Origin of the sequence: Campylobacter gracilis (genome assembly GCF_018374135.1) — a bacterium.
Taxonomy (GTDB): domain Bacteria; phylum Campylobacterota; class Campylobacteria; order Campylobacterales; family Campylobacteraceae; genus Campylobacter_B; species Campylobacter_B gracilis_A.
In genome coordinates this window covers 1-19,375 of the sequence record NZ_JAHAFS010000008.1, presented here as the reverse complement: position 1 = coordinate 19,375, position 19,375 = coordinate 1, and the positions used below count along the sequence as shown (strand labels likewise).

Genomic DNA, 19,375 nt, shown 5'->3' with positions numbered 1-19,375 from the left:
AGAGTGTGATGCAAGCTACCAAAAAAGAGCTCATCTACGAAGGCAAGGGCAAAAAGATGTGGTCGGTTAACGAAAGTGACGACCTTTTGATCTCGGAATTTAAAGATTCGCTGACGGCATTCAACGGCGTCAAAAAGGCCGAAGAGAGTGGCAAAGGCGCGCTGAATTGTAAAATTTCGACGCTGATTTTTGATCTGCTTAAAAAGCATGGCATCGCCACCGCGCTTGTTGAGACGATCAGTCCGACCGAGCAGCTCGTAAAAAAATGCAAGATTTTCCCTCTTGAGATTATCGCTCGTAATATCGCCACCGGCTCGCTTACAAAGCGTTTGGGCATCAAAGAGGGCACGAAGCTTCCGTTTACGCTGGTGGAGTTTTGTTATAAAGACGACGAGCTGGGCGATCCGATCCTAAACGACGAGCATTGCTTGTTGCTTGGCGCCGTAAAGAGCCAAAGCGAGCTTGACGAGCTCAAAAAGATCGCGCGCAAGATCAATGAAATTTTGATTAAATTTTTCGACGAGCGAAATTTAAAGCTCGTGGATTTCAAAATCGAGCTTGGCAGGGATAAGGACGGAAATATCCTACTTGCAGATGAGATCAGCCCCGATAGCTGCCGCTTTTGGGACAAACAGACCGACAAAAAGCTCGATAAGGACGTATTTAGACAGGATCTTGGTAGCGTAAAAGTGGCCTACGAAGAGGTCTTGCGTAGAATTTTAGGATAAGCGATGAAGGTAATCGTAAACGTAAGGCTTAAGCAGGGCGTGCTAGATCCGCAGGGCAAGGCGGTTTTGCACGCCCTCGCTTCGCTTGGATTTAGCGGCGTGCGAGATGTGCGTGTAGCCAAGCAGATCGTCCTTGAGCTAGATGGCGAGGATAGGGATAAAATTTACGCCGACGTCGCTAGAATGTGCGATGAAATTTTGGCAAACACCGTCATCGAAGACTACGAGATCGTGATATGAAGGTAGCGATCGTCAATTTCCCAGGCACCAACTGCGAGCGCGACAGCAAATACGCCTTTGACGCACTGGGTTGTGAAACGCAGATAATCTGGCATAAAGAAACCGCCATAAATGCCGATCTGATCGTGCTTCCTGGCGGTTTTAGCTACGGGGATTATTTGCGAACCGCGGCGATTGCTAAATTTAGCCCCGTAATGCAAGCGGTGCTTGATCACGCGCGAAAGGGCGGCTATATTTTGGGTATCTGCAACGGCTTTCAGATGCTTTTGGAGCTAGGCTTGCTCGCAGGCGCGATGAATAAAAATATAAATTTAAGCTTTATCTCAAAATTTCACAATTTGCGCGTCGTTTCAAACGACAATAAATTTCTGCACTGTTGCGATAAGGGCGAAATTCTAAATATCCCGATCGCGCATGGCGAGGGCAACTACTATGCGCCTGTGGATACACTAAAGTCGCTATACGACGAGGATTGCGTGCTGCTAAAATATTGCGACGAAAATGGCGCGGATCTAAATCCGAACGGCTCAGTGGACGCAATTGCCGGGATTTGCGATAAAAACAAAAAGATTTTCGGACTGATGCCGCATCCTGAGCGCGCGATAGAGCCTATTTTGGGCGGTACGGACGGAGAGAAAATGCTAAAAGGCTTAATTTGCTAAAAAGAATTCTTACTATTTTAGGTGTCTGCACGCTTGCGTTTGCTGCGCCGGAGATTGAGATCGATTCGCTTGACGATCTAAGTAAATATGCGCCGAAAAAAGCTGAGGATAAGCCCGACGAGCCGCAGACGCGCGATAATTCCAAGGTGATGCTGAAGTATAATAAAAAAGAGGTTATGTCGATGGATAATCTAAGCATCGATGATCTTAAGGCTTTGGCGCCTACTAACGAAGTCGATCTGGACGTATCCGACGATAAGGTCTATCAGGACATTAAGCCTAAGGAGCTTACGCTAAAAGCTAGCGGGATGCCTAGGAAGGTGTATTGCAATCAAATTTTTAAGATTGATTTCGCCGTGTATTTGGGGCAGAAAATCACCGTTAAGCCAAAGCTAGAGATCAGCCGCACCAATGGTATGAAGTGGCTTAATGCCGATAATCTTACGTGGATTGAGGGCGACGAGATGTTTGAGACGACGCTGTGGTTTGCAGCAAGTGATAAGAGCGACAAGATCAATGAGTTCGTTTTGACCTTGCAGCGCAACGGAGAATTCTTTGAAAAAAGCTCCATCAAGCCTGATAATCCGGAATTTATGAAGCTTGATACGAAGCCTAATTTTTCGCATATCGTAGCCGACGAGCTGAAACTTAAAAACTACAAAACTACCAAATTTGACGACGCATCGAATTTACTCACGCTCGATCTTGGTATCCGAAACGGCGCAATCAGCGCTTTTAGTATCGATAATCCAGCCATTATCAAGCAGGGGGTGGACTCAGTACGCGGCACATACGCGAGCCAGAGCGGATATTATTTTGCCGTCGTGGATAAAAATATCACAAATTTAGACTTCAGCTATTTCAATCTTAATACTAAAAAATTTGAAAATTTCGGTCTTGAGCTTAATCCGCGCGCTGAGGATCTTAGCACGCAGATCGGTCTAAATCCGAAAGAGAGCAAGTTCGAAGCCTATAAGCAGATCGCGATCTACACGCTAGCTGCCGTACTTTTGGTGATGTTTCTACTTAGCAAAAATATCACGCCGCTCATCTTTGCTGTGCTGATTTTGGCAGTAAATTTCTATGCGCAAAAGCCTTACGGCACGGGCAGTATCGCGCAAAATTCTCCGGTTAGAATTCTGCCTATGCAAAGCTCCACCGTGTTTTACGTGACTAAAAATCCCGAAAAGGTTGAAATTTTAGGCACTAATAAGGAATTTTATAAAATTATGCTGGGCGGCAACAAGATCGGCTGGGTTAAAAAAGATGAGCTTAGCAAGGATTAGAGCGTTATTTTACGCGATTTGGTTTATTTTTACCGTCGTTTGCGTCGTGATCGCCATGGCGGTGAAAAACTCCTCTCATCGCCGCTTCCGCCGCATTTGGGGGCGCTTCCAGCGCTACGGCGTCGGATACGATATCCAGATCATAGGCACTCCCGATCCGCGCGCGCAGTTAGTAATCGCCAACCACCAAAGCATAATGGATATCGTCGTGCTTGAAGAGACTCATCCCGCCGATATCTGCTGGATCGCTAAAAAGGAGATCGCAGACATCCCTATCATCGGCAAAATCATCACTCTTCCGAAGATGATCCAGGTCGATCGCTCAAATCCGCGCGATCTGGTGCGGATCGTGCACGAAGTGCAGCAGCGCGTGAGCGAAGGGCGCGTCATCACGATGTTTCCCGAGGGCACCAGACATCGCGGCACGCAGCTTTTGCAATTCCAAAGCGGTGCTAAAGCGATCGTTAGCAAGCTCGGCCTGCGCGTCCAGCCGGTGGTACTCATCGGCACGCAGCACATCGCAAACTCCCACGATTTCACCGTCCACAGCGGACACGTCAAAATCATCTACCTAGACCTGCTCGACACGAGCGATAAAGATTGGCTGCAGCACGCCAGAGAGGCGATGCAAGCCGTAATCGACGAAAACGAAACCGCCGAAGCGTAGGCGGAATTTATAAATTTACCGATGAAATTCAAACGCGACTTTTACTAATTCGCGCGATTTCTGTGCGCCAGCGCATTCATTTGCGCTTTGATTTGCGGCGGCAAAATTTTATAAAATTTCGTCCGCTCGTGTTAAGCGGCGTGGAATTTTAAAATTTCGTTCGTGCGCGCGGACGGCGAAATTTTAAAATTTTATCCGTGCGTTTAGGTAGTGGAATTTTAAAATTTCATTTAAACTACAGGCGGCGAGTTATCGGCGGGAGACCCGCAAGAAAACAGCGCCTGTATAAAAGCAAAATTTTAAAATTTGCGCGGCGCGGCAAGATAAAATTTAGCGTATATTTAGCCATTTGTGCAAATGGCTAAACTATTTGTCGCAAGAGTAAAAGACGACGGGGCGGCAACCCGCAAGCGATCTAAAATTTTAAATTATTAAGGAGGAGAGAATGGCGTTTGTTACAGAACGTATTTCAGAAGAGGATATAAAGAAATATGATTTACTAAAACCGAGCAATGAGATATGTGAAAAGTATCATCAAGGTGAGCTTAGTTGCGCAAGTTTAAATTCAAGAAGCTGGTGCATAGATCGAGAAAGAGGTATTTGGCTTTTTTCAGTGCGCAGTATCACTATCGGAGATCCTAGAGATATGGAATTTAGCGGTGAAGATATATGGCTTTTGCACTATAAAGGTAAAGATATAGAGATCGATTTAAGAGATATAAACAACGAAAATACTGGTAAAAAAGTTACGGATAATCCATTTAGAATAATATATGAGTTAGAATCCATAAGAAGCGATATCGGGGATATACCGAAACACGAGATTGTGGATATTTTAAAAGAAATTTTAAATGAGTTTAAAAGAGGGGCTATAATAGATTCTATCCCCAGAGAAAATATTCAAGTAACTTTTATATCAAAAATTTAAAGCAAAGGGGATAAAGTGGCGTTTGTTACAGAGCGTATTTCAAAAGGGTATATTGAAAAATATAGTTTATTGGAAACGATAAACAAAATACGCAAAAAATATGATGATGACGAAATTAGTCTATGGTTCCTAGAAAGACTAGATTGGTGCATAGACCGAGAAAATAACACTTGGCTAATTCGTATATCGCATGATTATTTAAGAGATATAGGAGATTATGCCTTAACTAAAACGATATGGCTATTGCATTATAAAAGTAACGATATAGAGCTGGACTTGAGGCAGATTTTTAATGATGAAACGATTGGCGATCCGTATAGAATTATTTTTGAGCTTCACGATATAAAAACAGATGCCGAGAATACGACCAGCGATGAAATTATAGATATTTTGAGAAAAATTCTAAGCGTATATGGCGGTGGCGGAGTTGGACTAGAAAATTTTACTCCAAAAGAGAAATTAAAGGCAAGTTTAATAGTCAATTTATAGCAAAGTAAAAATACAAGCCACAGGGCAAAACAAGCAAATGCCGAATTAAAGAAATAGTATAGGATAAACCGCCTGCGACATTTACTTAATGCCGACTATAAATATATAGTCGATTTAAAATTTTATCGTCATAATAGGATAAATTTCAAAATCCCGTCCGCTTAAATCAGCGTCGGCTTTAACTTGCGTGCCGAAAAGTCGGGCCTCTCGCCGCGAGCTAGAGCGATGAGCTCATCCGTCGCGATTAGATAAAAGCCCGCGAGATCTCTACCAAAAAGCCTTTGGATTTCGTCGCTTCTGCCGTCTAAAAAATCAAGCGCGAGCTTGGAATTTACTAGCAAAAAATCGCTTCCGCTATCAAACGCGTCAAATAAAATTTCGCCCCCCAGCCGCAGCGCGCACTCCCGCTCGCGCTCGTATATCTGCGCTCCAAGCGGCGCGCCTTCACATTCAAAGTGCACGATCTGAGCGCCCAGCCTGCTAGCCAGCTCCTCCGCAGCCTCATCGTACCATACGGCGACGTTAAAGCCGCTAAAATCGTGCTTAGCGCCCGCTGCGTCAAATTCCGCCATGCTCTGCGCGCTTAAAATTTTATTGCTGCGCGCGGGTTCAAATTTTAAAATATCGCAAAACGCCCTGTATGCCGCGCGGTCGTCAAATTCCATCCCCACGGCGTCGCACTTCGTAAAATACGCCATCTGCGGCTCGATGATCTCCAAAATCCTCATGCGCTCGCTCGGATGCGTCTGCATCAGGCGGTGCGCGAAGATAAAGGCGCTGTTGCCCAAAAACTCTTGTGAGCATGCGGGGATTTTCGTCGAGTAAAAATAGGGCGCGAGGCTTTTGTAAAACTCGAAATCAGAGATATCCGCGATGCTCTCAAAGGCTTTAAATTTATCCAAAAACGCTCTCGGCTCGCAGCGCAGATCTTTAATCGCCTCTTTTTCGCTAAGAGGCGCGATGATTAGCTCGCTTCCAAAGTGCGCTATGAGCGTATCTAGTAGCTCTTTTACGCTCACCGTTGTACCGCCGATTTTTACAAATTCCACTCCCTGCGCGCTGAAATAGGGATCGTGCGCGCAGATGTCGTCAAGCAGTGCCGCAAGATCGGCAAAGGGCGCGCTTTCATAAACATAGGGCTTGAAGTAGCTTGCGACGTCGCAGCGGGGATCGAAGCGAAAGAGCCTGATTTGAAGCATTTTTCATCCTTTTTTATGGCGAATGATACTAGAATTTGCCTTAATAATGAGTTTTTTAGGCTCAATTTTATAAAATTGCGCCTTAGATTAACGCAAAGGCCGGCTATGAAAAATTTATACACCCTAAATCATGCGCCGATAAATGCGCATTTTAGTAAAAACTCAAGCGATTTCGTCGTGCGCGAAGTGCCGCTTTACGAGCCTAGCAATGAGGGCGAGCACTGCATTTTGCTGCTGCAAAAAAAGGGCATCAGTACGCACGAGGCGCTGCGGATTTTAAGCGAACGCACGGGCGCTAAGATGCGCGAGTTCGGCTATGCGGGACTTAAAGACAAACAAGGCCTTACGACGCAGCACGTTAGCATGCCCGCTAAATTTGAGCCCGCACTGGGCGGATTTTCGCACGAAAGCCTTAAAATTTTAAGCGTACAAAGGCACAAAAACAAGCTTAAAATCGGACATCTAAAGGGCAACGACTTTTTCATCCGCCTAAAAAAAGTCCTACCGCCCGACGCCGTCAAGCTCGCAGCCGCGCTAGATACGCTAGGGCGCGAGGGCTTTGCGAACTACTTCGGCTATCAGCGCTTCGGCAAGTTCGGCGACAACGCAGCGCAGGGCGAGGAGGTGCTGCGCGGACAGAGGCGGCTTAAAAACCCCAAAATGCGCGACTTTCTAATCAGCGCCTATCAGAGCGAGCTTTTTAACCGCTGGCTTAGCAAGCGGGTCGAAATTTCAAAATTTGCGGCGGAATTTAGCCTTGGCGAGTTTGCTAAAATTTACGGACTAAGCAAGGAGGAAGCGCGCGAGATCGCAGCTCAGCCGCAGTTTTTTAAGCTGCTAAGAGGCGAGATTTTAGGACATTTTCCCCGCGGCGCGTTTTTTAGCTGCGACGATCTTGGCGCGGAGTGCGAGCGGTTCGCGAAGCGAGAAATCACGAGCGCAGGCCTTATCGTGGGGCGAGCAAAGCTGCGAGCTAGCGGGCTTGGCGGCAGATTTGAAGATGAAATTTTCGCGCCTGCGCGCGAGTTTGAAGCGCAGATGAACGGCTCGCGCAGGTTTGCGTGGAGCTTTATGGAGCGCGTACAGCACGCCTACGATGCGCAAAATGCTCATTTTAGCTTCAGTTTTTACCTGCCGAAAGGCTCTTACGCGACGGTCGTTTTGGAGGAAATTTTGCACCGAGATATATTCGAAGGCGCCGCGACGGACGAGGATTGAGCCGCATCGCGCCGCGGAGTAGAGTTTATACTACGTCAAACTGCGCCGTAGAGTAGAGCTTTAAGCCGTACCGCACCCCATGTCACGTCCGCGCCAAACCGCGCCGTAGAGTAGGGTTCACGCCACACTTGCGCTACGTCGCGCCGCGCCGCGCCGCAGAATAGGGCTCGCGTCACGTCACGTCACGCCCCACGCCAAACCACGCCATATCGCGCGAAATTTTACGGAATTTCAGAGCCAGCTGCGTGGATTTAAATTTGCGCGGTAGATAAAATTTTATGAAATTTCGTAAAATTTTATCGCAATAATCGCGCCGTTTTGTCTAAGCCATAGAATTTCAAAGTTAAAATTTTATTCGGCTCGGTCGTAGATAAAATTTTATAAAATTCTATTTCGCGACGGTCTGTTTTGCCGCACCGAAATTTTAATCGATCCGCCTTTTGAAAATATAAAGCAAATTTAGATTATTTTTTATACTCTTTTATCTTGCAGTTTTTTAGCTCGGGGAATTCTTTATGAAATTTCTCATGCAGATGAAAAAATAAAAGCCCCGCATCGGTAATCTCTCTGTAATAATCTTTAAATTTCTCATTCGACTCGGATAGTTGTGAGAAATTTTTTACTAATTCTTTCGCATCCGCTAGGATATTTGCTAACAAATCGTCGTTTTTCTGCAAAATTTCTACCATCTAGCCCGCTCCTTGCTATATAATTTTGATAAATTATATCGCTAAATCATCAATCTTTGCTTAAATTTAAAACCGTAGTTTTGAGACGAAATATGAAATTATCGCTAAAGCTCGTGCGAATTTAGAGCGACGATCTGTTTTGCCGCACCAAAATTCCGTAGCGGCGCAGATTAGGCGCTAAAATTCCACTCTCACGCCGTAAAATTTCGTGAGCCGCAAAATTCTGCCCCTTAAATTTCGCAAGCCCTGAAATTTAAGCCAAAAAAGCTATAATTGCACTCGGGTGTGGCGTGCGGTCGCTCCGCGAGGAGAGGAAAGTCCGAGCTGCGATAAGACAAGGTTGCGTCTAACGGACGCCGGGGGCAACCCTAGGGAAAGTACAACAGAAAGCAAACCGCCGCGCAAGCGGTAAGGGTGAAAGGGCGGGGTAAGAGCCCACCGCGCGCGTGGAGACACGAGCGGCAATGCAAACCCAACCTGCAGCAAGAACGGGTGGTTTCGTCTTATATTCGAACCGTTCGCTCGAACCGATTTGCAAAAATCGGTCTAGATAAATGACCGCTGTAACGGAACTCGGCTTATAACCACACCTATTTTTACGCCGAATTTATTTACTTGGAATAAGGAAAAATTTTTGAAAAGCTTAATTTTATGCGGTACGCTTTGCGCTGTCGTTTTAGGGCTCGGAGGCTGCGCGAGTGCGGGCGCTGATAAAGCTATAATCTTGCAAGGCGACGCTCACGATCGCGCTTGTGCAGAGGTTTATGAGCGCTACAAAGAGCTCGAAGCGGAGCTTTTAGTGGTCGAGGATCGATACGCAAACCCAAGCGTTGTGAACGATTATATACAGACTTACGACGAGTACGAGCGCACCATCGCCTACTACAACGAAAATTGCGCGACCGATAAATAAGCGGTGCGGATTGAGCGTGATTTGGTATAAGTGTGGCGTGACGCAGCAGCGCAAAGCACTTAAAATTTTATAAAATCTCTAAAAACTATTGAAAATTTTGCGCGAAGCAAAAAGCGTCTAAAATTTATTTCGTACGCTTGGATCTAGCGATATAAAGTCGTGGCGTGAAGCATAGCGTGGTGCTTATTTGTGCCCGCATTTAGCTTGGTGCGCCAAGTTTCGGTAATCATATAACGGCGCCACATACTCGCGCATTGGCTAAGGAGCGCGCAAGTTATTAATCGAATCGGCGCGAACTCCCAAAGTCGCGCTCAAAAATTCCGTCGCGCAGATTTGAATTAGTGACTTAAAATGGCAAAGCAATACCCCAAAATTTAGCCGTGAGGCGGACGACGAACGATTTATTAATCGGATCGGCGTAAAGTCACACCAAAAATTCCGTCGCGTGGAGTTGGCTGTTATGTCCGTTTATGTGTCTGCCAAAGCCTCGCAGCCTCAATATAAATAAATTTCATCGAGTGGATTTGAATTGGCGCCTAGGCGCTTGGATCGATCGTAAAATCAAGCCTTTAAAATCCTATCTCGCTCAGTTTTGACCTGCTGCGCGATTTTCGCGGCGTATAAGAGCGGTAAAACGAGATCGTTAGGGTAGCTTTAAGGCGCAGTGCGATTTTTTTTCGCTTGCGCATGCGGCTTTTAGGCGTCGGTAATTCCAGTTTGCGCGCAGAATTTAGACATGCGGTTATTTTGGATTTCAGAGGTGAGCTTTAGAATTTTTAGCGAGAAAGTTTTTTTGGCAGGTTTGCGGTGCTATAGCTTTGATTTTTGCCGAGAAATTTTGGAATTTTGCGATTTTGCAAGAGAATTTTGTGTGTTTTGGCGCCGCGTCGAACTTAAAATTTTATCTTGCCGTCGCGTAAGATTGCGCGTCTAATCTTTCCATTTTTTTAAATACGGCGTATGTTTTGAGATTTGCGTCCGTTTTTGAAATTTTACTCCGAATAAACACCGAATACACAAAATAAGCTGCCTGGCGATAATTTTAGAAAGCCGTGCAAGCCTGCAATGCAAAAGCTAAAGCCTTATGAGAGTTTGCCTACAATTTAGCCACTTAAAATGCCGCTGCATTATATGCGCCAATGAGCTCTAGGCACCGCATTATGAACGACGGTTTGCCTCATTACAGCTCGCTAAAATGCTCAAAGCGGGCTTTTAGAGATTTTGCATTTTTATTTAAAAGCTCTGCTTGCGCGGCGAGCTTATCTGCGTATGTTTGAAGCGCCGTCACATACTTAGCATGCGCCTCAAAGTCCGATTTTAGCGCGTAAATTTCATCTTTTACCGATTTGATATTTTGCGCGAGCACCTCGTCTTTTACGAAGGTGCGGATCGTGCCTAAAAGCGCCAGCAGCGTCGTGGGTGATGCCGCAAAAATGCCGATTTGCGCGCAGTATTCAAGCACCTGTGGCAGCCTCTCGCAGACGTAGACGAAAACCGCCTCACTCGGCACGAATAGCACCGCAAACTCCATGCTAAGAGGCGGTATGATGTATTTTTCCGCGATATCTGCGGCGTGCTTTTTCATATCGGCGGCTAGTTGCTTATCCGAACTAGCAAGCGCTGCGGCGTCGTTTGAGGCGGAGGCGGCGATGATCTTTTCATAGCTTTGAAGTGGGAATTTTGAGTCGATACAAAGAATTTTTTCTTTTGCGATATGTAGCGCGCAGTCTGCGATTCTGCCGTTTGGTAGGTGCTTTTGCAGCTTGTAAAACGCGGCATTTTGCCCGTAAATCATCGATAAAATTCTCTCTAATCGGTACTCGCCGAAGTTGCCACGCAGCTTGACGTTGCCTAAAATCGAGTTTAGCCTTGCAATTTCATCACGCACTTGAAGCGAAGTTTTATTTTGCTCGTTCATTCGCGCTAGATTTTCCGCTATGTCCTTAAAGCCACGATCTAGCGAGCTTAAATTCTCGCTAAGCGCGCTATTTTGGCGCTGCAAGCCCTCGCCCAGGGATCTATTAAGATAATAGAGCTTATCGTTAAAGCCGTCGTTTAGGCTTTGATTTAGCTTGAAAAGCTCGGCGCTCGCTCTCGCACTTTGAGCCGTGAGCCTTTCGCTTAAAAACTCGCTAAGCGCAGAGTTTGCATCGCTTATGCGGCGGTTTTGCAGCACGAGCGCGATCAGCAGAGCAAGCACTAGCGCAGCAAAAAACGCAAACGCCGCGAGCAAAATCCCATCAGCGCCCATTTTCTTGCACGCTTTGCGGATCTAAAATTTCATTTTTGTAGCGCAGATATTCGATGTCGTTGTTAAGCGCGCGATTTTCCTCAAGTAAAACCTCGTGCTTGGTACGAAGCGCGGCGATGTCGCGGCTGATGTAATAAATTTCGTTGCGGATGTAAATCGCCGGCACCGTCAGCAAAAACGCAAATCCGATCAGCAGATAAACGACTAAAAGCTGATAAAGCGTGAGATTTTTCTCCTTTTTTTTCTCGGCGTCGTAGTTGCGTAGTAGCTCGTCCTGCGCGCCCGCGAAACTGCCGTAACCGCGCCCTGCGGCAAGGCTTGAATAATCATGCGCGCCCAGATCCGCGTAATTTTGATTTTGCGTGCCTGTAAAGTTCGCACCCGCAAACGCCGCATAATCCGCCTTGCCAGTAAAATTGGCACCTGCAAAATCGCCGTAGCTCGCTCCGCTGGAATTATCGCTGCCGCGAGCGGCTGAAATATTTGCATCGCCGCGTCCTTTTAATTTTACTTTGCTGTTTTTATTAAATTTTGTTCCGCCGCTTTCGGAATTTAGATAGTTTTGGGCGTTTGCGAAGCCTGAACTTTCGAATCCCAAGCCGGTAAAATCGTCGTAACCGCCCGCTGCGCCCGCGTAGTTTCGTTTTACGGCAAGATCCGCGGCAAGCTTATCTTCTATCTCCTCGTCCGTCAGATCCTCCATAGCTCGTCTTTTCGCAAGCTCTATGCCCGCTAGATCGGATGTCCCTGCGAAGTCGTGCCCGTCATCGTCGTCGGCAAAATATTCATATTTGTTCATCTAAAATCTCCATAAATTTAAAACCACGATCCTATTTTTACTTGCTGCCAAAGCGCCTGCGTCAAGATAAAATCCTGCTCGAAGCTCACAGCTAGCGTGTACCTAGCAATGGGCCGTTAAGGTAAAATTTAAAAGCAAAGCTACGAGCAAAATTTTTCTTTGCAATTTTACCTCGGTAAATGGAATTTTATCTTAACTCGCCAAATTATATCTCGGCTAGCAAAATCAAAATTTTACTTTAGCGGGCTATTGCGTTTATTTATCTGGCTCTTTGCACGATACTGTATAGCAGTGGAAGCTTCAAAAGAAGCATCGTGTTAATTTAGCTCGTTTTTTGCACCACTCGCTTTGGAAATTCATTTTTACAGGTAAAAATCAAGTTCGCTTTACTCGGCTTATCTTATAAAATTTTGTCAAATCGTCTGAAAAACCGCTTAAAATTTTACTGCGTCTTCGATGCGCCTTAAAACGCTAAGCGAAGGATATCGCTTGCAAGATAGGCTCTATCGTCTAAAAGGTCAATGAAACTACTGCTCGCTTACAAAATTTCGTTAAAGCAAAGGACTAGATTTGGCATTACGCCGCTTACTTTAGGTGCCAAATTTTAACTCCCACTCTGTTCTGTATCTATGCTCCCATTTAGTTTTTAAAATATGCAGCAGTTAAATCTCATAAAATTATACATTAAATTTAGCGTAAAATTCAACGTTATATTTTACGCTAAACTCTATGATTTAGCCATTGCGTGTTTAAAATAATGCTGAAAATATCATAAATTCTAAAAGCAAAATTTTTGTAAGCTAAATTTTAAAATTTTGTAAAATCTTAAAATTTAATGCCTTCAAATCTGTAAATTTTACAAAATTTCGTCAAAATTTAAAATTCATAGCAAGCAAAGGCGGTTATTTCAGTCGAAAAATTCTTAACTTTGCACTTGCGGCTCGAGAATTTTGCGCGAGTTCCTGCGCGTCCGCTATTATAGGGCTTTTGGTTAGGATTTTACCTAACGAATGCCCGCCACCGCATTCGCAGCGCATAAACTCGCTAGGGCAGACGCAATCGCGCTCCCACGCCCTAAATCGCTCCTTTACTATTCGGTCTTCAAGCGAATGAAACGAGATTATAGCGACAGTTGCATTAGTTAGAATTGAATCGCGTGATTTTTGCTCGATAAGTGCGAGCAGGCGCTTTAGCTCGCCAAGCTCGTCGTTTACCTCGATGCGGATCGCCTGAAATGCTAGCGTAGCCGTGCTGATGCCGCGTCCTTTAACGGGCTTTGTTCCGATTAAATTTGCCAAAGCTTTAGCACTTGTTAGTGGTGCGTTAGTCCGCGCAGTAGCTATTTTGGAAGCGATTGCGTTAGCGTTTGTTAGCTCGCCATATTCGCGGAAAATGCGCGCCAGATCCGCTTGTGAGTAGCGGTTTACGACATACGCCGCATCCAGCGCTGCGCTCTCGTCCATTCGCATATCCAGCGCGTCGCTTTTGGTGGAAAAGCCACGCGAGTTTTTATCCAACTGAAGAGATGAAACGCCGATGTCGGCTAATATCCCGCGAACTGCTCGGAGCTTTTGCTCGGGCAGAATTTTTAAAATTTCGCTAAATTTTGCTTTGTGAATTTCTATGCGATCTTTAAATTTACTAAGCCGCTCGCGCGAAAAATCTATCGCTTCGGCATCTCTGTCGCAGGCGATGAGTTTAAGATGCGGATTAGCGGTCAAAATGCCTTCGCTGTGCCCTCCGTAGCCTAGCGTGCAGTCGATAACATAGCCGTCCTCAAGCTGCGAAAATGCTGCGATCGTTTGCGAAAAAAGCACCGGAATATGTGGAGCTTGCACCTGAATTTATCCTTTTGAAATTTCTAATCCTATATAATAGCGAAATTTTTTATAAAGGCGAGAGATGGACGAGTATTATTATGAAATTTTACGAAAAATTTCGCTTTCGATGTTTAGAGATAGGCTTTTTGGGATCTTTCACGGCTCGATTTCAGCAAAAATTAAAGAAAATCAATTTTTGATCAACAAAAAAGACGCGATTTTCGATAGCCTGGATAGAGATGATTTTATAACGCTGTTTTCAAAAAAAGACTACCGCTGGCAAGATGCTAGCATCGATAGCGACATACATATAAATATCTACAAAAATATAAAAGAGGCGAAATTCGTAACCTACGCGACACCGCCGTATCTCGTCGCATATACGCTGGAGCATGATTTTATTTTGCCACGAGATTACTTTGGGGTAAGCAAATTTAAGCGCGTTGAAATTTACGATCCTAAGAACTACGACGATTGGCACGAGCGCGCGCCGTATGAAATTTGTAACTATATGATAAATGAAAATAGCGATATAATGGTGATTCGCGGCTATGGGGTTTTTGCCCATGCAAGGAGCGCGCAGCAAATGGCGAAAAAAATAGCGATTTTAGAAATGAGTTCAAAGCTGCTTTTGCTAAGCTAAGATTAATGTATACCAAATCATTTACTAACGTGTTATAATTCGCTAAAAATGCCTATTTTTCAGCCTTACATAAGGTTTTATCTGTATAATTACTAACAAAAAATTTCTTTAGTTAGCTATTTAAGGATTTAGATGATAGAATGGATGCAAAAGCATAAGAAGTCGCTTATACCGACGATTTGGATAAGCACGATAGCTTTCGTGGGCGCAGGTTTCGTCGGCTGGGGCGCATATGATATGAACGCTAACCGCGCAGGCTCAATCGCTAGAGTAGGGCAGATTTCCATAACCAATCAAGAATTAAACACAAAATATTCCGAACTATACAACAGGCTGAGTGCTATGAGCGATGGGCAATTTACTCAAGAGCAAGCCAAAAATATGCATCTAGATCAGATCGCAGTAGATCAGCTAATCGGCGAAGCGTATTTTCTAAATTTTGCTAAAGATCTAGGCGTTCAGGCTAGTGATAAAGATGTGGCGGAGTTTGTGCTAAACTCGCCGAATTTCCAAGAAAATGGCGCATTTAGTAAGGAACTTTACGATAATGTCGTAAGGAATTCAGGACTTACCAAGAAAGAATTTGAGCGCAATCTACAAAAGGTCCTAACTTTAGAAAAGCTCGGCAAAGCGCTAAAAATAACGCCTAGCCCTAAGATCGTAGAAGCATTTGCAGCATCGCAGCTAATGCAGGATAAGGTTTCTGCAGAGATAATCTACGCAGACGCTAACGTCACTTTTAATGACGACGAGCTAAAGAAATTTTGGGAAGGCGAGAAATCGCACTTTATGACCGAGAAAAAATATACTCTAGGAGCATATTTTGTGGTACCTAGCAATGCCGATGTGAATGATACGGAACTAAGTAAATTTTATGAAGAACACAGAGGCGAGTACAGAAGCTTGGATGATAAATTATTGGATTTTGCAGAGGCTAAACCTAACGTCCTAAAAGATTACCGCATGGATCAGGTTAAAAAAGACGCTACAAAGGATTACTTAGAGATCAAGAAAGGCAAGCTCGATACTAATGAAACTATAGTTGTTACAGCTAGCAATTTTCCAATATCTGAGATTGAGGTCGCAAAGCCAGGGGATGTCATCAAGCCTTTCGAGTACAAAGGCGGATATTTGATTGCTAAACTAAACGGTGTAGAGCAGCCTAGGCAGATGAGCTTTGAAGAGGCTAAGTCTTTGGCTTCTAAAGAATTTGAAACGAAAAAACGTAAAGAGCTACTTGAAAAAAGAGCCCAAGATGCGCTTAAAAATTTCAAAGGCGAAGATTTCGGGATGCTATCTCTTAATAGTAAAAATAATACCAAGCTAAGTGATGACGAATTTTATAAATTTCTTATCGATATGTTTAATAAGCCTGTAAAAGAAGGGATAGTGATGTTTGATAACAAAGCCGTAGTGTATAAAATTTCACAGCAGAGCCTAGGCAACAGCGAAGAGATAGATAAAGAAAAAGCGATCGTAGCCGATAGGATAACCGCGTTATTAAATTCCAATCTACAAGACGATCTAACCAAAATGCTAGAAAAGCGCTATAAAACCGAAAGATATTTTAAAGGTAAAGACAGTGAGTGAGTATATTTTAGGTCTAGATATAGGCTCAACTAAAATTCGCGCGATAATCGCTAAAAATGATGGCATTTTTACGGTCTTAGGCGTTGGCGGAGCCGATACTTTAGGTATCAAAAAGGGCGTCATAACAAACATAGAGCAAGCCGCTGGCTCAATAAAACAGGCGGTGAAAGCAGCAGTAAAAGGCGCTGGTAGAAGCTATGATAAAGCCATTATATCTATCTCCGGCTCATATGCCAAAAGCGTTAAATCTCGCGGCGTCATAACTATGGAAAATGAGATCGGACTAGACGAAATAAAGCGCGCTATGCAGGTTGCCGAAGCACAGGCTAACGTGCCTAGCGATAGCGTAATTTTGCACGTGCTTCCGTATGATTTCAGAGTTGATGAGCAGGAACACATCGAGGATCCCCTCGGTATGAGCGGCACGCGTCTAGAGGTATCTACGCACATCGTCATCGCACCGGAAAGCTCGATTAAAAATTTGAAAAAATCCGTTGAGATGGCGGGCGTAAAGGTCGACAACATCGTCCTTTCGGGCTATGCATCTTCTATATCTACGCTTAGCAAGGACGAAAAAGAGCTAGGCGTTGTGCTGATCGATATGGGTGGCGCTACGTGCGATATAGTCATCCACCTGGGAAATTCCTTACGCTATAACGATGTGGTTATGTTCGGCTCCAATAACGTTACTAACGATCTATCGCGCGCTCTGCACACGCCGCTTCCGTATGCGGAAAACATAAAGATCACCTACAACGATCTAATTAACCAAGGCAATAGCGAAGTTGAGCTGCCTGCTTTAGGAGATAGCGAGTCGGAAAACCACATCATAAGCCTTGAGATCATCTCTCAGGTCATCCTCGCTCGCGTTAAAGAGACCTTCGATATGATAGCCGATAAGATCGAAAGAAGCGGCTACAAAGATCGTATAGGCGCAGGTATAGTTATTACCGGCGGCATGGCGAAGCTAGACGACGTGCGCGATTTAGCGGCGATAGTTTTTGATAACACATCCGTTAGGGTTGCAAGAGCAAAGAGCGTGGGCGGCCTGCACGAGATCGCCGACGATATTTCAAATTCTTGCGCACTAGGACTTTGCATGTATGGCTTCGGCGAATTCACTCCTTACGAGATGGACTCTAACGGCAAACTCCGCTACAAAGATGAAGTGATAAACAAGGCTCCGAAGCGAAACGTGAACGAATATTATGAAAAAGAGGTCAGTAAGGCGATAGAAAAAGAGGGCGTCAGAGCGGATAGCGGTGCGGCTAAGAAGGAGGATTTAAATATCCAACTTCCCAAAAAAGAGGGACAGAATTTTTTCAATAAAATTTGGTCGTCTATGAAAAATTGGTTTTAAAATTTAAGCTAAGGAGATACTCGTGAAAGGATACAGCATGGAAGAAAGAAAGGGCATCTACGGTGCCAAGATGAAGGTTATCGGCGTCGGCGGTGGCGGATGCAACATGATAAATCACATGATCCGCGAAGGATTTACCAAGACCGACGTTGAGCTTATGGTGGCTAACACCGACGCACAGGCGTTAGAAAAGTCGATCGCAAATACTAGAATTTTACTAGGCGAAAACACTACCAAAGGCCTTGGCTGCGGTATGGATCCAGCGCTTGCTAAAATGGCTGCAGAGGAGAACTACGACGATCTTAAGGACCGCTTGGACTACTCCGACATCGTTTTCGTGGGCTCCGGTCTAGGCGGCGGTACCGGCACCGGCGCTGCACCTATCGTTGCAAAAGCTGCGAAAGAGAAAAAAGCGCTAACCATCGGCGTCGTTACTACCCCTTTCGGTTTTGAGGGTAAAAAGCGCATGCGATTAGCACAAGAGGGTCTTGAAGAGCTTAAAAAAGAGTGCGATTCCATAATCGTTATCCCAAATCAAAATTTATTAAAGATCATCGACAAAAAAACCGGCCTAAAAGATGCCTTTAAGATTGTAGATAATGTCCTATTCCAAGCCGTAAACGGCATGATCTCCGTGATCTTAGAGTCCGGTGACAGCGATATCAACGTCGATTATGCCGACGTCAAAAAGGTAATGACGCATCGCGGTTTGGCGCTTATGGGTATCGGCGTTAGCGAAGGTGATGGCGCGGCGGAGGAAGCGCTAAAAAGCGCGATCCAATCTCCGCTTTTGGACAATACCTCCATCCACGGTGCTATGGGCGTGCTAGTGCATTTTAAGATGTCGCCTGATTGTTCCTTGCTTGAGATCGAATCTGCTATGAATATCATCGAAGATACCGTGGATAAGGACGCTGACGTTACCTGGGGCACTACCACCGATCCTAAGATGGAAAATAACCGCGTCGAGGTTACTCTCATCGCCACTGGCTTTGAAAGGAGCATCGAAGAAAAAAAGCAGGTCGCCAGCGATAACGTAGCAGATCGCAGGAAGGCGCTTTTAGAGAGCATGGGTCGAAATTCTATCTTTTCTAGACAAAAGGTAAGTAGCGGCGATTTTAACGGAGACGAAACCTACGACGAGCTCGATGAGCCCGCATTTCTACGCAACCAGATGGACTAAATGCGCAGACGAGATAGGCAGCTAAGCGAAGATGAGGCGTTAAAAATCATCGACGAGAGCGAATATGCTACGCTTAGCTGCATAGACGAAAGCGGCGAAATTTTTAGCGTGCCTATCTCGCCCGTGCGCGATGCGGACGCTATTTATATCCACGGTGCGCCTGCCGGCACGAAGGCAAAACTCTTTCAAAACGGACGCACGGTAACGGCGGTTTTTGTTAGCTACAACCGCGTTCCTACCCCAATCGATGAAGAATATCGATCTATCGCAAACGACGCGGAAGCGCTAGGATCGAAAGTTTATACGACGGAGTACCGCAGCGCGATCGCCGTTTGCGAAGCAAACGAAGTGTTAGATGACGAGCGTAAAATTTACGCTCTGCGGATACTGTGCGAAAAATACACCCCAAACTACATGTCGCGCGTGGAGTTCGCATCTAGAGCATCCCTAAAACGCATGAAAGTGTATGAACTTAAAATAAAATCCGTAACCGCAAAGGCTAAAATTTTATAGAATTAAATTTAAGAAATCTAAATTTAAATTGCTTGATTTCTTAAAATTTCAAGTTTGAATGCTCGAGAAATTTTAATCTGAAATTTCGTATTGCCAAATTACGAAGCTTCTTATCGGCACTAGCATCGGCACCACCGCGGCGATCGTACCGCTTACTATCGGCTCGGCGCCCTTTATCGCGCGCCTCATCGAAAGCG

Annotated in this window: 19 protein-coding genes, 1 other RNA gene and 1 pseudogene; 16 read left to right on the top strand and 5 right to left on the bottom strand. The window is 45.1% G+C overall.

All coding sequences use genetic code 11. From position 1 onward, the window contains the following. The first annotated feature begins 8 nt into the window (after window positions 1-8). The 7 genes from purC (at window position 9) to KH703_RS04885 (ending at window position 5,000) form a co-directional block, all read left to right on the top strand. Entirely contained in the window at window positions 9-728 is a 720-nt protein-coding gene (purC, locus tag KH703_RS04915) for a phosphoribosylaminoimidazolesuccinocarboxamide synthase (protein ID WP_297882374.1), read from the top strand. Window positions 729-731: 3 nt separating this feature from the next. After that, window positions 732-968 (top strand): phosphoribosylformylglycinamidine synthase subunit PurS, encoded by a 237-nt coding sequence (purS, locus tag KH703_RS04910; protein WP_005869081.1) that lies wholly within the window; start codon window positions 732-734, stop codon window positions 966-968. Then, window positions 965-1,630 (top strand): phosphoribosylformylglycinamidine synthase I, encoded by a 666-nt coding sequence (gene purQ / locus KH703_RS04905; protein WP_304294640.1) that lies wholly within the window; start codon window positions 965-967, stop codon window positions 1,628-1,630. The genes purS and purQ overlap by 4 nt, the downstream gene beginning before the upstream one ends. Then, window positions 1,624-2,916, top strand: a complete 1,293-nt coding sequence (locus KH703_RS04900) for an SH3 domain-containing protein (protein ID WP_304294639.1) — start codon at window positions 1,624-1,626, stop codon at window positions 2,914-2,916. The genes purQ and KH703_RS04900 overlap by 7 nt, the downstream gene beginning before the upstream one ends. Continuing rightward, on the top strand, window positions 2,897-3,583 hold the full coding sequence (locus KH703_RS04895) for a 1-acyl-sn-glycerol-3-phosphate acyltransferase (protein WP_297962494.1): 687 nt from the start codon (window positions 2,897-2,899) through the stop codon (window positions 3,581-3,583). The genes KH703_RS04900 and KH703_RS04895 overlap by 20 nt, the downstream gene beginning before the upstream one ends. 445 nt (window positions 3,584-4,028) lie before the next feature. Further along, the gene (locus KH703_RS04890) at window positions 4,029-4,511 is read left to right on the top strand and encodes a hypothetical protein (RefSeq protein ID WP_304294637.1); all 483 of its coding nucleotides are present in this window, start codon (window positions 4,029-4,031) and stop codon (window positions 4,509-4,511) included. 15 nt (window positions 4,512-4,526) lie between these two features. Then, the gene (locus KH703_RS04885) at window positions 4,527-5,000 is read left to right on the top strand and encodes a hypothetical protein (protein ID WP_304294635.1); all 474 of its coding nucleotides are present in this window, start codon (window positions 4,527-4,529) and stop codon (window positions 4,998-5,000) included. 161 nt (window positions 5,001-5,161) lie between these two features. Here KH703_RS04885 and KH703_RS04880 read toward each other — a convergent pair whose 3' ends face one another. Beyond that, on the bottom strand, window positions 5,162-6,199 hold the full coding sequence (locus KH703_RS04880) for a hypothetical protein (RefSeq protein ID WP_304294632.1): 1,038 nt from the start codon (window positions 6,197-6,199) through the stop codon (window positions 5,162-5,164). A gap of 105 nt (window positions 6,200-6,304) precedes the next feature. On the opposite strand from KH703_RS04880, the gene truD reads away from it, so the two are divergent. Further along, window positions 6,305-7,417 (top strand): tRNA pseudouridine(13) synthase TruD, encoded by a 1,113-nt coding sequence (gene truD / locus KH703_RS04875; RefSeq protein WP_304294631.1) that lies wholly within the window; start codon window positions 6,305-6,307, stop codon window positions 7,415-7,417. Between the two features lie 464 nt (window positions 7,418-7,881). Here the strand turns inward: truD and KH703_RS04870 are convergent, their stop codons facing one another. Beyond that, a complete protein-coding gene (locus KH703_RS04870; protein WP_304294629.1) occupies window positions 7,882-8,106 on the bottom strand; it encodes a chemotaxis protein in 225 nt (74 codons plus the stop codon). Between the two features lie 280 nt (window positions 8,107-8,386). Between KH703_RS04870 and rnpB the strand changes: the two genes are divergently transcribed. Both rnpB and KH703_RS04860 read left to right on the top strand, forming a co-directional pair. Next, window positions 8,387-8,703: RNase P RNA component class A (gene rnpB / locus KH703_RS04865), an RNA gene on the top strand. A 37-nt stretch (window positions 8,704-8,740) separates the two neighbouring features. After that, window positions 8,741-9,019, top strand: coding sequence for a hypothetical protein (locus KH703_RS04860; RefSeq protein WP_304294627.1), 279 nt, complete (start codon window positions 8,741-8,743; stop codon window positions 9,017-9,019). Window positions 9,020-10,199: 1,180 nt separating this feature from the next. Here the strand turns inward: KH703_RS04860 and KH703_RS04855 are convergent. From KH703_RS04855 to rsmH, 3 genes are all read right to left on the bottom strand, one after another. Beyond that, window positions 10,200-11,270: a DNA recombination protein RmuC gene (locus KH703_RS04855; protein ID WP_304294625.1), complete on the bottom strand. Its 1,071-nt coding sequence runs from the start codon at window positions 11,268-11,270 to the stop codon at window positions 10,200-10,202. Beyond that, window positions 11,260-12,069: a hypothetical protein gene (locus KH703_RS10050; RefSeq protein WP_369692726.1), complete on the bottom strand. Its 810-nt coding sequence runs from the start codon at window positions 12,067-12,069 to the stop codon at window positions 11,260-11,262. The genes KH703_RS04855 and KH703_RS10050 overlap by 11 nt, the downstream gene beginning before the upstream one ends. A 902-nt stretch (window positions 12,070-12,971) precedes the next feature. Continuing rightward, a complete protein-coding gene (gene rsmH, locus KH703_RS04845; RefSeq protein WP_304294623.1) occupies window positions 12,972-13,907 on the bottom strand; it encodes a 16S rRNA (cytosine(1402)-N(4))-methyltransferase RsmH in 936 nt (311 codons plus the stop codon). A 64-nt stretch (window positions 13,908-13,971) separates the two neighbouring features. Between rsmH and KH703_RS04840 the strand changes: the two genes are divergently transcribed. The 6 genes and pseudogenes from KH703_RS04840 to KH703_RS04815 all read left to right on the top strand — a co-directional run. Beyond that, window positions 13,972-14,532 (top strand): class II aldolase and adducin N-terminal domain-containing protein, encoded by a 561-nt coding sequence (locus KH703_RS04840; protein WP_297949025.1) that lies wholly within the window; start codon window positions 13,972-13,974, stop codon window positions 14,530-14,532. 132 nt (window positions 14,533-14,664) lie between these two features. Then, window positions 14,665-16,122, top strand: a complete 1,458-nt coding sequence (locus tag KH703_RS04835; RefSeq protein WP_304294620.1) for a peptidylprolyl isomerase — start codon at window positions 14,665-14,667, stop codon at window positions 16,120-16,122. Then, window positions 16,115-17,482, top strand: coding sequence for a cell division protein FtsA (gene ftsA, locus KH703_RS04830; RefSeq protein WP_304294618.1), 1,368 nt, complete (start codon window positions 16,115-16,117; stop codon window positions 17,480-17,482). The genes KH703_RS04835 and ftsA overlap by 8 nt, the downstream gene beginning before the upstream one ends. 22 nt (window positions 17,483-17,504) lie before the next feature. Next, window positions 17,505-18,665, top strand: a complete 1,161-nt coding sequence (gene ftsZ / locus KH703_RS04825; protein WP_040303139.1) for a cell division protein FtsZ — start codon at window positions 17,505-17,507, stop codon at window positions 18,663-18,665. Then, the gene (locus KH703_RS04820) at window positions 18,666-19,178 is read left to right on the top strand and encodes a pyridoxamine 5'-phosphate oxidase family protein (protein WP_304294615.1); all 513 of its coding nucleotides are present in this window, start codon (window positions 18,666-18,668) and stop codon (window positions 19,176-19,178) included. It abuts the gene before it with no gap. Window positions 19,179-19,275: 97 nt separating this feature from the next. Further along, window positions 19,276-19,375: pseudogene (locus KH703_RS04815) on the top strand (methionine ABC transporter permease); the annotation flags it as partial.

What these genes read in the sequence shown, in the direction of transcription:
- KH703_RS04870 (WP_304294629.1), bottom strand. Translation starts at nt 8,106, where the DNA reads ATGGTAGAAATTTTGCAGAAAAACGACGATTTGTTAGCAAATATCCTA.
- KH703_RS04855 (WP_304294625.1), bottom strand. Translation starts at nt 11,270, where the DNA reads ATGGGCGCTGATGGGATTTTGCTCGCGGCGTTTGCGTTTTTTGCTGCG.
- purC (WP_297882374.1), top strand. Translation starts at nt 9, where the DNA reads ATGCAAGCTACCAAAAAAGAGCTCATCTACGAAGGCAAGGGCAAAAAG.
- KH703_RS04840 (WP_297949025.1), top strand. Translation starts at nt 13,972, where the DNA reads ATGGACGAGTATTATTATGAAATTTTACGAAAAATTTCGCTTTCGATG.
- KH703_RS04820 (WP_304294615.1), top strand. Translation starts at nt 18,666, where the DNA reads ATGCGCAGACGAGATAGGCAGCTAAGCGAAGATGAGGCGTTAAAAATC.
- purQ (WP_304294640.1), top strand. Translation starts at nt 965, where the DNA reads ATGAAGGTAGCGATCGTCAATTTCCCAGGCACCAACTGCGAGCGCGAC.
- purS (WP_005869081.1), top strand. Translation starts at nt 732, where the DNA reads ATGAAGGTAATCGTAAACGTAAGGCTTAAGCAGGGCGTGCTAGATCCG.
- KH703_RS04835 (WP_304294620.1), top strand. Translation starts at nt 14,665, where the DNA reads ATGATAGAATGGATGCAAAAGCATAAGAAGTCGCTTATACCGACGATT.
- KH703_RS10050 (WP_369692726.1), bottom strand. Translation starts at nt 12,069, where the DNA reads ATGAACAAATATGAATATTTTGCCGACGACGATGACGGGCACGACTTC.
- truD (WP_304294631.1), top strand. Translation starts at nt 6,305, where the DNA reads ATGAAAAATTTATACACCCTAAATCATGCGCCGATAAATGCGCATTTT.
- KH703_RS04890 (WP_304294637.1), top strand. Translation starts at nt 4,029, where the DNA reads ATGGCGTTTGTTACAGAACGTATTTCAGAAGAGGATATAAAGAAATAT.
- KH703_RS04895 (WP_297962494.1), top strand. Translation starts at nt 2,897, where the DNA reads ATGAGCTTAGCAAGGATTAGAGCGTTATTTTACGCGATTTGGTTTATT.
- KH703_RS04880 (WP_304294632.1), bottom strand. Translation starts at nt 6,199, where the DNA reads ATGCTTCAAATCAGGCTCTTTCGCTTCGATCCCCGCTGCGACGTCGCA.